Here is an 11,598-nt window from a genome sequence, read left to right on the forward strand (position 1 = left end):
TGTGAGCGATCAGAGCAACGAAGGTACGGCGCTGCCCCCGGACATGAACATCGACGGCACGCTACTCAGCGCGATGGGCATCGTCGTCACACAGGCGTCACCCGAGCGGGTCGTCGCGACCATGCCCGTGAAGGGCAACACCCAGCCGTACGGACTGCTGCACGGCGGCGCGTCCTGCGTGCTCGCCGAGAGCCTGGGCTCGATCGGGTCGGCCATGCACGCGGCGCAGTACGGCAAGGTCGCCGTCGGGGTGGACATCAACGCGACCCACCACCGGGCCGTCCGGGAAGGCGTCGTCACCGGCGTCGCCACGCCGGTCTACCTGGGGCGGACCACCACGTCGTACGAGATCGTGGTGACCGACGAGCGGGACAAGCGGGTCTGCACCGCCCGGATCACCTGCCAGCTGATTCAGGTTCCGCCGGGGAGCTGAGGTCGGCGGTCTCGCCGGGGTGCCGGCCGAGCTGAGCCCGGCGGGCGATCACCGAGCGGCGGGACGACAGCATCGCCAGCAGGTTGGGCGCGTGCTCGGCCGCGAGCCGGCGGCGGACGGTGTGCGTCGCGGCGAACCGCAGGACGGCGGCCTGGCTGAGTCCGAGCCGAGCCAGGAATCGGTTCGCCTCGCGGGCCACCGCCGGGGCGACGACGCCCAGGTACGGGCAGTTCTCGTGCTCGGCCCACGCTGCGGCCTCGGCGATCAGCGCCTTGCCCAGGCCGTGCCGCCGGGCGCGGTCGGTGACGTGCAGGTACTCCACCGTCATCGTGTCCTCGGCGTGCCACGGGCTGATCGGCGTACGGCGCAGGTACACCATGCCGCTGAGGTGTCCGTCCAGCTCGCCGACCAGCAGCCGGCCCGCCGGGTCGTTGCCGAGCCGCTCGATGGAGGCCCGGACCGACTCCGGCGTAGGCGCCGCCAGCACCCGCTGGTGCCCGGCGCCGATCGACATCTCACCCCACAGCGTCATCAGGCCGGCGGCATCGTCGGGGCGTGCGTCGCGCACCTCGATGGCAGCAGCCACGTCGGCCTCCTGGTCTGATCCACCCCCGAGGTGAACGGGACCGGCGGATACGCTCGTCCCCGCGCAACAGTAGGGCTTCGGCGGGCCGTTGCAAAGCGACGCGCGCCGCCATGAGGCAGTCCCCCCACCGGCCGTCACGGCCGGCGATCGGAGAGCACGCTTGTTCATCGGAATCGGTACCGTCGTGAACGTCGCGACGGTTCTCGTCGGCTCGGTCCTCGGCGTCCTGATCGGTCACCGTCTGCCCGGCCGGACCAGGGACCTCGTCACCGACGCGCTCGGCCTGGTCACGCTGCTGATCGCGATCACCTCCGCACTCACCGTCGGTGACGCCGCGCTCAGCGACGCCGTCGGCGACAGCGCGCCGGTGCTGATCGTGCTCGGCGCGATGCTCGTCGGCGGCATCGCCGGGTCGCTGCTGAAGATCGAGCAGCGCCTGGAGGGCTTCGGGAGTTGGCTGCAGCACCGCTTCAGCCGCGGCGACAGCGAGAGCACGTTCGTCGAGGGCTTCGTCACCGCGTCGATGGTGTTCTGCGTCGGCCCGCTCACCTTTCTCGGCGCGCTGTCCGACGGCTTGGGCCGAGGCGCCGACCAACTGTTCCTGAAGGCGGTCCTCGACGGCTTCGCCTCCATCGCCTTCGCCGCGTCCCTCGGGTGGGGCGTCGCGGCGTCCGCCCTGGTCGTACTGGTCGTCCAGGGCCTGATGACCGCCGTCGGCGCGCTGCTCGGCGACGTCCTGCCCGAAGCCCACGTCACCGCCCTGGGCGCCACCGGAGGCCTGCTGCTGATCGGCGTCGCGCTGCGGTTGCTGAAGATCAAGCAGGTCGCGGTCGCCGACCTGCTGCCCGCGCTGATCGTCGCCCCGCTGCTGGTCCAGCTCCTGGTTGTCGTCCGCAACTGATCTGTTGCGGACAGCAAAGAGCTCCGGTCCCGCGAGCGGAACCGGAGCTCTTCGTCGCCGTCCGGCCGGTCAGTCCTCGCCGAGGTACGCCTTGCGTACGTCGTCGTTGACCAGCAACTCGCGGCCGGTGCCCTTGACAACGATCTTGCCGACCTCGAGCACGTAGCCGAAGTCGGCGCGCTTCAGCGCCGCCTGGGCGTTCTGCTCGACCAGCAGGATCGTGGTGCCCTGGCGCTGCAGCTCGGTGACCGTCGTCATGATCCGCTTCATCATGATCGGCGACAGCCCCATCGACGGCTCGTCGAGCATCAGCAGCTTGGGCCGGCTCATCATCGCCCGGCCCATCGCGAGCATCTGCTGCTCACCGCCGGAGAACGTCCCGGCCGGCTGCTTGCGCCGCTCCCCCAGGATCGGGAACAGCTCGTACGCCGCGTCCAGGTCCTTGCGGATGGCCGGCTGGTCGTTGCGGGTGAACGCACCGAGCAGCAGGTTCTCCTCGACCGACAGGCGGGGGAAGATCCGCCGCCCCTCGGGCGAGTGCGCCAGGCCCATCGTGACGATGTCGTGCGCCGGTACCTGATCGATCCGCTGACCCTGGAACAGGATCTCACCGCGGGTCGGCCGGAGCAGACCCGAGATGGTCCGCAGCGTCGTCGTCTTGCCGGCACCGTTGGTACCGATCAGCGTGACGACCTGTCCCTGTTCGACCGAGAAGCTGATCCCCTTCACGGCAACGATCTTGCCGTAGGCAACCTCCAGGTCCCTGACCTCGAGCATCGCGGTCATGACTTGCCCTCCTGCTCGGCGACCGTGGTGTCCTGGACGTGGGCGCCGCCGGGGCCGGCCTCGTCGTCATCGTCGTCCTCGCCGGTCCCGATGTAGGCCTCGACCACCCGCGGGTCGGACTGCACCTCACCCGGGGTGCCCTCGACCAGCGCCTCACCGCGCACCAGGCACAGCACCCGGTCGCACAGGTTGAAGATGAAGCGCATGTCGTGCTCGATCACCACCACCGACAGACCCGAGTCCCGGATCTTGAAGATCAGGTCACTGGCCTGCCGGGTCTCCTGCGGGTTCATTCCGGCCGTCGGCTCGTCCAGCAGGACGACCTTGGGGTCGGTGGCCAGCGCCCGGGCGATCTCGAGCCGCCGCTGGTCGCCGTACGGCATGTTGCGGGCCAGGTGCTCGGCCGATCGGCCGAGCCCGACGAACTCCAGCAACTCCTGGGCCCTTGCGCGGGTCTCGGCCTCCTCGCGGCGGAACTTGGGCCCGCGCAGGACCGAGGTCACCGGGCCCGCGGTGGTCCGGCAGTACCGGCCCACCATCACGTTCTCGAGCGCCGTCATGTTCGCGAACAGCCGGATGTTCTGGAACGTCCGCGCCATCCCGGCCCGGACGACGGCCCGCGGCTTGGGCGGCAGCGGCTGCAACGCTCCGGTCGGCTGGTTCGGCTCGACCGCACCGGCGGACGCCGGCTTCTTCGCGGCCTTCGGGACGCTGGCGAACCGGACCTGACCGCTGGTCGGCTTGTACAACCCGGTCAGGCAGTTGAAGAAGGTCGTCTTACCGGCGCCGTTCGGGCCGATCAGGCCGACGATCTCGCCCTCGCGGACGGTCAGGTTCACATTGTTGACCGCCAGCAGACCACCGAACCGCATGGTCACGCCGGAGGCCTCCAGAACGGGCTCGCCGATGGCCGACGCCGGCCGGCGTACTTCGTTCGTGACGGTCATTTCGCCTCCTCGGCCAGTTTGCTCTCGACGGCCACTGCGAGCTGCTCGTCTTCTTCGTGGAACTCCAGCTGCCGGCGCCTGCTGGCCACCAGGCCCTCGGGCCGGAACCGCATCATCAGCACCAGCAGCAGACCGAACAGCAACAACCGGTACTCGGAGAAGAACCGCAGCTTCTCCGGCAGCAACTTCAGGATCGTGGCGCCGAGCAGCACGCCGGCGATCGTGCCCATACCGCCGAGCACGACCGCGGCCAGCAGGAACGCCGACTCCAGGAAGATGTACTGGTCCGGGCTGACCGCGACGTCCTGGTGTGCCTTGATGGTGCCGGCCACGCCGGCCAGGAACGCACCGACGGCGAACGCCAGCAACTTCAGGCCGAAGACGTTCACCCCCATCGCCTCAGCGGCCTTCTCGTCCTCGCGGATGGCGACCCAGCCGCGCCCGATCCGGCTGTCGTTCAGCCGGGCGAAGACCAGGATCACGAAGCCGATCAGCAGCAACAGCAGGAAGTAGTAGTTCGAGAAGCGGCCGAGCTCGAGTCCGGCGACCGTGTGCTCGTCGCCGAAGTTGAAGTTGCCGATCTGCAGTTCCGGGATACCGGGGATGCCGTTCGGGCCGTTGGTCAGCAGCGGACCGTTGGTGCCGTCCAGGTTGAACATCGCCAACCGGAAGATCTCACCGAAGCCCAGCGTCACGATGGCCAGGTAGTCACCCGAGACCCGCAGCGTCGGCGACCCGATGATGAGGCCCAGGGTGGCCGCCACGCAGGCGCCGATCAGCACCACGACCGGGAACGGCGGGTGCCAGTCGATCGTCGCGAACGCCGATTCCGACAGCATCGCGGCGACGTACGCGCCGGAGCCGAGGAAGGCGATGTAGCCCAGGTCGAGCAGACCGGCCAGGCCGACCACGATGTTCAGACCCATCGCGGTGGCCGCGAAGATCAGCACCTGGGTGGCGATCGACATGTTCGCGTCGGAGCCGCCCTGGGTGAACGGGAAGAAGAACGCCACCACGAAGGCCGCCAGCGTGAGTACCTTCTTGTGCCGCTGAGCGACGTGGCCGAACCAGCTCATGACGCCGGTGCGGAACAGCGCCGTGATCACGCCGGTGATGAAGACCAGGCAGAGCACGAACGCCCAGGCCTCGGTCAGGCCCAGCGCGAAGGCCGCGGCGAACAGGATCGCCGCCATCATCAGCGCGATGGTGAGGATCTCGAACCACCCGGGCAGCCGGGCCTGGCCGAGGTCACGCAACTGCCGCAAGGGCAACAGCCGCGAGCCCACCAGGAGCAGGACGGCACCGACCAGGCTGACATAGCCGCCCGGGTTGACGTTGATCAGTCCGTCGGACTCGACCGAGATCGCGATCAGGACCAGCGCCATGTACAGCGTCAGCATCAGGCCGAGCGCCCGCAGGCCCAAGGTGGCGTCGAGCCACTGCCCGAGCCGGCTCTCCAGCGGGCCCTTCTCGATCAGCAGCAGCACCAGGCCGAGCACCGCGAGGATGATCGCGAGGATCTGCAGCGAGCCGGGATAGAAGTTGATCGACAGGTCACCGAGGATCGAACTGTCGTAGCTCCAGGACAGGAACGATCCGGCGATCACCAGCACCACACCGGCCAGGCCGAGGGGCCAGGCCGCGGGGTGGCCGCCGGAGGTGCGCGTTGTCAGATCGCCGCTCATGCGCGGTCCACCACCCTCGCTCCGAGAAGACCCTGCGGCCGGAAGACCAGGACCAGGATCAGGATTGCGAACGCCCAGACGTCCTTCCAGGAACTACCACCGAACTGACCCGGGATGTACTGCGTGGCGAGCGCCTCCACGATCCCCAGCACCAGGCCGCCGACGATGGCGCCCTGGATGTTGCCGATACCGCCCAGCACCGCGGCGGTGAACGCCTTCAGGCCGGCCAGGAAGCCCATCCGGAACTCGATGTTGTTGTTCTGCATGCCCTGCGAGATACCGGCCACCGCGGCCAGTGCCGCACCGAGCGCGAACGCGACCACGATGATCCGGTCGACGTTGATGCCCATCAACCGGGCGGTGTCGCGATCCTGCGCCACGGCCTGCATGCCGCGGCCGAGCCGGGTCCGGTTGATGAAGTACCACAGCAGGGCCGAGCACACCACCAGCGCGACGATCGTGAAGATCGCCGAGCGCTGGATGGTGACGCCGCCGATCTGGAGCGCCTGCCCACTGACCACGTCGAGCTGCGGGAACGGGATGCGCTGCTTCGCGCTCGGCCACTCGATCGTGGCGAGCAGTCGACGGTAGACGAGCCACGAGATCTCCAGCAGCACCGTCGTCACCACCGTGATCGCGGCCAGCGCCTTGACCAGCTCATGGGCGCGTCCTGCGCCGCCGGTGAACCGGGCCACCAGGAAACCGATCGCGGTACCGAGCACGGTGCCCCCGACCACCACGCCCAGCGACACCAGGATCGACAGGTCCCGAACGGCCAGCCGGGCGATGATCCAGACCACCAGCGCGACAGCGCCGGCGGTGAGCAGCGGCGCCCGGTCGCGCCACTTGGTGATCGGGTGGTTCAGCGGCACCGTGGTCAGACCGGCGCCGACCAGGTAGGCCAGGCCGAGCGCCAGCGCGGCCATCACCGGCACGGTCCAGTTCGGACGTTCGTAGAAGATCCGGATGAACTCCTGCAGAAAGACCGAGATGCCGATCGCGGTGATCAGCGGCGCGAGCCGTGGCGCGTTCCGCAGGGGACGGTACGCGACACGTTCCATCAGCACGGCGGTTCCGACCGACGCGATCATCGCGCCGATGATCATCAGCGGCAGAATCCAGATGCCGGTCTGGCCGTCGAAGAACAACAAGTACGTCGTCAGTGCGCCGAACGCACCGATCATGAAGACCTCGCCGTGGGCGAAGTTGATGAGCTGCACGATGCCGTAGACGACGGTGTACCCGACCGCGATCAGCGCGTACAGCGATCCGAGAGTCAGCCCGTTCACGAGCTGCTGAAAGAACTGGTCCACGTCGACCTCCCAACTGCCTCAGTTTTCGACATGCCACGGGGGTGGGACGGCGTGACGTCCCACCCCCGGGTCACGAGGTCGACTACTTGGTTTCGAAGTCCTTGGTCTCCACGGTCGACCACTTGGTGCCGTCGACCTTGTAGACGGTCAGCACCTTGGAGGTGGTGTCGCCGTACTGGTCGAAGGCGACCTTGCCGGTGACGCCGTCGAAGGAGACCTTGCCGAGCTCCTCGACCGTCTTCGGGCGAGCCGTCTCGACGCTGTCGGCGTCCTTCAGCGAGACCTTGAGCGCGTTGATGATCGCGTTCGCGGCATCGTAGGAGTACCCGCCGTAGGCCGCGTAGGGCTCCTTGAAGCCGGCCGCGTTGTAGTCCTCGACGAACTTCTTGGCCGAGGGCAGGGTGTCGACCGGGGCGCCGACCGAGGTGGCCAGGTCGCCGGCGGCGGTCTTACCACCCAGCTGGATGTACTTCGGGTCGTAGATGCCGTCGCCGCCCATCAGCGGCACGTTCAGGCCGGCGGCCTTCATCTGCTGCGACAGCGGACCTGCCTGCGGGTACTCGCCGCCGTAGTACACGGCCTGCGGTGCGGCCGGCTTGACCGCCGAGACGACCGCCTGGTAGTTCGAGTCGTCCGGGTTGATGGTCTCGGCCGCGACGACCGTACCGCCCAGCTTCTTGAACTCCTCGGTGAAGGTGCCGACCAGGCCCTGGCCGTACGCCTTCTTGTCGTGAATCGTGGCGACCTTGGTGATCTTGGCCGTCTCGTACAGGTACCGCGCCGCGAACGGACCCTGGACCGCGTCCGTGGTGCAGGTGCGGAAGTACGTCGGGTAAGGACGCTTGGGGCTCTTCTGCCAGTCGGCGCCCTGGGTCAGGCCCGGGCCGGTGTTGGCCGGCGAGACCTGGACGATGTTCTTCGGCGCGAGCACCGGCTGGACCTGCTGGCTGGTGCTCGTGTTCAGGGTGCCGACGACACCGATCACGTCGGCGTCGGAGGCGAGCGCGGTGGCCGCGTTCTTGCCGACGTCCGGCTTGGCCTCGTCGTCCTGCGCCGAGACCTCGAGCTTCCAGCCCGGGATCGCGTTGGAGTCGTTGGCCTGCTTCACGGCCAGCTCGACCGAGTGCTGGATACCCAGACCAAGCGCCGACAGGTCACCGGAAAGCGGCGCGATCACGCCGATCTTGGCGGTCTTGGTCGTTTCGCCGGAGCCCCCGCCACCGTTGTCGTCGCTGCGTGAACCGCAGGCAGTCAGGGCCAACGACGCAACGATCAGCGACGCGCCGACCCGTACTACGGAACGCTGGTGCACTGTTCCTCCCATGTCTGGATAGTCCGAGCAATCCCCGGACCCCCGCGATTGCCGCGAGCACCCGCAGGTTAGACCCCGCCGAGCAGTCAAGGCGAACGTGACCCAGCGTGTGTTGTGAGGTCGTTACCGCTGTAAGCATCGTCCTGATCGGTCGCCACTGGCTTTGCCGAGCGCCGTTACTCACCGCGAGCAGACGGCGTACGCAGAGCCACATTGGGAACCGATGCGTGCGGGCGCCCTTCGGCCCGGCGCCACGCTGTGTGACGGCCGTCTCATTCTTCGGACGATGCGCGGGTGCGCGCCACGCCAGCACGGGTGGCGAGGTGCCCGGAAACATGGCATGAAGTCGCCCCGGAGGGTCTTCGACCGCCCCCAGGGCCGGAGCCGCCCGGGGAGTCCGGCGGGCGGTCCAGGCGGGCCCTCGCCTAGGAGCCGGCCTCGTCGACGACCAGCTCGGCGACCTGCCGCATCGAGACCCGCTTGTCCATCGCGGTCTTCTGGATCCACCGGAACGAGTCCGGCTCCGACAGCCCGAACTTCGTCTGCAGCACCGACTTGGCCCGGTCCACCAGCTTGCGCGTCTCCAGCCGCTCGGACAGGTCGGCGACCTCCCGCTCCAGCTCCGCGAGCTCGACGTACCGGCTGGCCGCGATCTCGATCGCCGGCAACAGGTCGGTCTTGGAGAACGGCTTCACCAGGTACGCCATCGCTCCGGCGTCCCGGGCCCGCTCGACCAGCTCCCGCTGCGAGAACGCTGTCAGCATCAGCACCGGCGCGATCCGCTCCCCCGCGATCTTCTCCGCCGCACTGAGCCCGTCCAGCTTCGGCATCTTCACATCCAGAATCACCAGATCAGGCCGAAGCTCCGTCGCCAGCCGGATGGCCTCCTCGCCGTCCCCGGCCTGCCCGACGACGTCGTACCCCTCCTCAGCCAGCATCTCGGCCAGATCCATCCGGATCAGCGCCTCGTCCTCAGCGATCACCACACGCTTAGCAGTCACACCGGACACCATATCCAGGTGCCACTCAGCTCTTCGGCCCGACGAACCCATCGAGCGCCACAACACCCTCGCGCCGGCTCACCGCGACCACGTTCACCCGCGGCTGCCGCCAAGGAATCGCGAGCTGATCGAGCGCGTCGGTCAGGATCCCACGGATGTCGGCCGACTCGTTCGAGAACATGTAGCGGATGTACTCGTAGCGCTTCCGGCCGCCGCCCGGGGCCGGTTTGGTCGCCCAGTTGACGAACCGGGACCCGTCGGAGTGGAAGAGCCCCCGCAGCAACAGCTCAGGCTCGGCTCGAACGATCTCGTGCTGCCAGTCGACCAGCGCGATCCGCCGCAGATGCTTGCGCCCCGGCCCGTGCTGCGGAAACACGCACGGCCAGTGCTTCCACCGCGCCTCGATCCGCACCGCCGTCGACCCACCCCGCAGACAGGGACTGGCAGTCGGCTTGACCCGCCGGATCGTTGCCGCGATCTCCTGGTTCAGCACCGGGTACTTCTGGTCGTTGGAGATCTGCAACGTGTAGACCCCACGCCGGGCCGCCACGATGTGCCCGTCCCCCAGGTACCACCCCAGCAGCAACGCGTACGCCGCCTCGTCCAGCTCCGCCCCGTCACACCGCGGACACGGCGTCGGCCGGAACCCCTGCCCCCGCGGCAGTCCACGCCGCTGGTACTGCCTGCGCCACCGCCGAATGGTTTTGATCGCCACGCCGTGGATCTCAGCGTTGACCCGGTCGACGACCCCCGCGTCAGACATCCGCAGGGCGGAGTCCACCGTCTCCTGCGACCGAAAGTGAACCATGTCTCATGCTGACGCACAGCACCGACATTTGTGCCGGGTGTGGGATTCGAACCCACACGCCCTTGCGAGCAACGGATTTTGAGTCCGTCGTGTCTGCCATTCCACCAACCCGGCGAGGTTGCGGGACAAACTCTAACCGAGAGTCCGGCCAGGACGAGCATCACCCGCCGGTCGGGTCCGACGACTCACCCGCCCGGCAAGTTGCTTCAACCACTGCGGCCGGTCACCCGACCGGCCGCAGTCACCACAGACTCAAACTCTCTTTGCGTGCTCTGTTGCTGACTACTCCCGGTACGCCGGCGCCACGCCCGAGATCGCGTCGCCCATGCGGTGGACGCGCAGGGCGTTCGTGGAGCCCGGGATGCTCGGCGGGGAACCGGCGACGATGACGACCATGTCGCCCTTTTCCAGCTTGCCGAGTTCGAGCAGGCGCTGGTCGACCTGGCGGACCATGTCGTCGGTGTGGTCGACGGTGGGCACGATGTGGGTCTCGATGCCCCAGACGACGCTCAGCCAGGCGCTGACCGACGGGACGGGGGTGAAGGCCAGTACCGGGATCTCGGTGCGGTAGCGGGCCAGGCGGAGCGCGGTGTCGCCGGACTGGGTGAAGGCGACCAGATACTTCGCCTCCAGCGCGTCCGCCACGTCTGCGGCGGCCTTGGCGATCACGCCGCCCTTGGTCCGGGGCTCCCAGTCGATCTCCGCGACCCGGCCGAGGCCGTGCTGCTCGGTGGAGGCGACGATCCGGGCCATGGTGCGGACCGTCTCGATCGGGAAGCGGCCGACGCTGGTCTCGCCGGACAGCATCACCGCGTCGGCGCCGTCGAGCACCGCGTTGGCGACGTCGGAGGCCTCGGCCCGGGTCGGGCGCGGGGCGGAGATCATCGACTCCAGCATCTGGGTGGCGACGATCACCGGCTTCGCGTTCAGCCGGGCCTGGTCGATGATCAGCTTCTGGACCAGCGGGACCTCCTCCAGCGGGAGTTCCACTCCGAGGTCACCGCGGGCGACCATGAAGCCGTCGAAGGCCTCGATGATCTCGTCGAGGTTGGCGACCGCCTGCGGCTTCTCGATCTTGGCGACGATCGGAACCCGGTGGCCCTCCTCGTCCATGATCTTGTGCACGATCTGGATGTCGGAGGCCCGCTGCACGAACGACATCGCGATCATGTCGGCCGGCAGGTGCAGGGCCCAGCGCAGGTCCTCCACGTCCTTCTCCGACATCGCCGGCACGCTCACCGTGGCGCCGGGCAGGTTGATGCCCTTGTTGTTCGACACCGGCCCGCCGACGGTGACCCGGCAGATCACGTCGGTCTCGGTCACCTCCTCGGCGACCAGAGCGATGCGGCCGTCGTCGATGAGCAGCGGATCACCGGGCTTGACGTCGCCGGGAAGCCCGTCGTACGTCGTACCGCAGATGGTCACGTCACCGGGGACCTCACGGGTGGTGATGGTGAAGCGCTCGCCGTAGGTCAAGGTGACCTTGCCTTCGGCGAACTCCGCCAGCCGGATCTTGGGGCCCTGCAGGTCGACGAGGATGCCGACGTTCTTGCCGGTCTCCTCCGCTGCAGCGCGAATCCGGTGGTAGATGCGCTCGTGCTCGGCGTGGGCGCCGTGGCTGAGGTTCAGCCGAGCGACGTCCATACCTGCTTGGACGAGTTCCAGGATGCGCTCCGGGGCGGCCGTAGCCGGGCCGAGCGTACAAACGATCTTTGCGCGACGCACGTCACAAAACCCTACTCCTACAAGACCACTGGCTCGCTGGTCCGCCCCCGTTACTGGACGGTCAACATCGCGTGACGAGCGGGAAAACCCGCTTCCGGGGC

At 68.4% G+C, this 11,598-nt stretch carries 11 protein-coding genes and 1 tRNA gene; 2 read left to right on the forward strand and 10 right to left on the reverse strand.

The annotated features are described in order from the left end of the window. The first annotated feature begins 43 nt into the window (after positions 1 to 43). Positions 44 to 433, forward strand: coding sequence for a hotdog fold thioesterase (locus BWI15_RS23480; protein ID WP_083751030.1), 390 nt, complete (start codon positions 44 to 46; stop codon positions 431 to 433). Here the strand turns inward: BWI15_RS23480 and BWI15_RS23485 are convergent. Further along, positions 396 to 1,019 carry a GNAT family N-acetyltransferase gene (locus tag BWI15_RS23485; protein WP_077016618.1) on the reverse strand — a complete coding sequence of 208 codons (624 nt, stop codon included), beginning with the start codon at positions 1,017 to 1,019 and terminating at the stop codon, positions 396 to 398. The two genes, BWI15_RS23480 and BWI15_RS23485, sit on opposite strands and share 38 nt — an antisense overlap. 160 nt (positions 1,020 to 1,179) lie before the next feature. Between BWI15_RS23485 and BWI15_RS23490 the strand changes: the two genes are divergently transcribed. Continuing rightward, a complete protein-coding gene (locus BWI15_RS23490; RefSeq protein ID WP_077016619.1) occupies positions 1,180 to 1,920 on the forward strand; it encodes a DUF554 domain-containing protein in 741 nt (246 codons plus the stop codon). A 69-nt stretch (positions 1,921 to 1,989) separates the two neighbouring features. Here the strand turns inward: BWI15_RS23490 and BWI15_RS23495 are convergent, their stop codons facing one another. The 9 genes from BWI15_RS23495 to pyk all read right to left on the reverse strand — a co-directional run bounded on the left by BWI15_RS23495 (position 1,990) and on the right by pyk (position 11,497). Next, entirely contained in the window at positions 1,990 to 2,706 is a 717-nt protein-coding gene (locus BWI15_RS23495) for an ABC transporter ATP-binding protein (protein WP_077016620.1), read from the reverse strand. After that, positions 2,703 to 3,653, reverse strand: a complete 951-nt coding sequence (locus BWI15_RS23500) for an ABC transporter ATP-binding protein (protein WP_077016621.1) — start codon at positions 3,651 to 3,653, stop codon at positions 2,703 to 2,705. Before BWI15_RS23500 ends, BWI15_RS23495 begins: the two co-directional genes overlap by 4 nt. Then, the gene (locus BWI15_RS23505) at positions 3,650 to 5,338 is read right to left on the reverse strand and encodes a branched-chain amino acid ABC transporter permease (protein WP_077016622.1); all 1,689 of its coding nucleotides are present in this window, start codon (positions 5,336 to 5,338) and stop codon (positions 3,650 to 3,652) included. Before BWI15_RS23505 ends, BWI15_RS23500 begins: the two co-directional genes overlap by 4 nt. Next, entirely contained in the window at positions 5,335 to 6,651 is a 1,317-nt protein-coding gene (locus BWI15_RS23510) for a branched-chain amino acid ABC transporter permease (RefSeq protein WP_083750956.1), read from the reverse strand. Before BWI15_RS23510 ends, BWI15_RS23505 begins: the two co-directional genes overlap by 4 nt. A gap of 82 nt (positions 6,652 to 6,733) precedes the next feature. Next, on the reverse strand, positions 6,734 to 7,975 hold the full coding sequence (locus BWI15_RS23515; RefSeq protein WP_237771425.1) for a branched-chain amino acid ABC transporter substrate-binding protein: 1,242 nt from the start codon (positions 7,973 to 7,975) through the stop codon (positions 6,734 to 6,736). Positions 7,976 to 8,388: 413 nt separating this feature from the next. Then, positions 8,389 to 8,976, reverse strand: coding sequence for an ANTAR domain-containing response regulator (locus tag BWI15_RS23520; RefSeq protein ID WP_077016624.1), 588 nt, complete (start codon positions 8,974 to 8,976; stop codon positions 8,389 to 8,391). A gap of 13 nt (positions 8,977 to 8,989) precedes the next feature. Further along, positions 8,990 to 9,772: a transcriptional regulator gene (locus BWI15_RS23525; protein WP_077016625.1), complete on the reverse strand. Its 783-nt coding sequence runs from the start codon at positions 9,770 to 9,772 to the stop codon at positions 8,990 to 8,992. Between the two features lie 31 nt (positions 9,773 to 9,803). After that, positions 9,804 to 9,886: transfer RNA gene (locus BWI15_RS23530), tRNA-Leu, on the reverse strand. A 168-nt stretch (positions 9,887 to 10,054) separates the two neighbouring features. Next, positions 10,055 to 11,497, reverse strand: a complete 1,443-nt coding sequence (gene pyk / locus BWI15_RS23535) for a pyruvate kinase (RefSeq protein WP_077016626.1) — start codon at positions 11,495 to 11,497, stop codon at positions 10,055 to 10,057. Positions 11,498 to 11,598 lie beyond the last annotated feature (101 nt).

Origin of the sequence: Kribbella sp. ALI-6-A (genome assembly GCF_001984195.1) — a bacterium.
GTDB lineage: Bacteria > Actinomycetota > Actinomycetes > Propionibacteriales > Kribbellaceae > Kribbella.

Coding starts and splice junctions, on each gene's coding strand:
- BWI15_RS23480 (WP_083751030.1), top strand. CDS start 44: ATGAACATCGACGGCACGCTACTCAGCGCGATGGGCATCGTCGTCACA.
- BWI15_RS23495 (WP_077016620.1), bottom strand. CDS start 2,706: ATGACCGCGATGCTCGAGGTCAGGGACCTGGAGGTTGCCTACGGCAAG.
- BWI15_RS23500 (WP_077016621.1), bottom strand. CDS start 3,653: ATGACCGTCACGAACGAAGTACGCCGGCCGGCGTCGGCCATCGGCGAG.
- BWI15_RS23505 (WP_077016622.1), bottom strand. CDS start 5,338: ATGAGCGGCGATCTGACAACGCGCACCTCCGGCGGCCACCCCGCGGCC.
- BWI15_RS23515 (WP_237771425.1), bottom strand. CDS start 7,975: ATGGGAGGAACAGTGCACCAGCGTTCCGTAGTACGGGTCGGCGCGTCG.
- BWI15_RS23520 (WP_077016624.1), bottom strand. CDS start 8,976: ATGGTGTCCGGTGTGACTGCTAAGCGTGTGGTGATCGCTGAGGACGAG.
- BWI15_RS23525 (WP_077016625.1), bottom strand. CDS start 9,772: ATGGTTCACTTTCGGTCGCAGGAGACGGTGGACTCCGCCCTGCGGATG.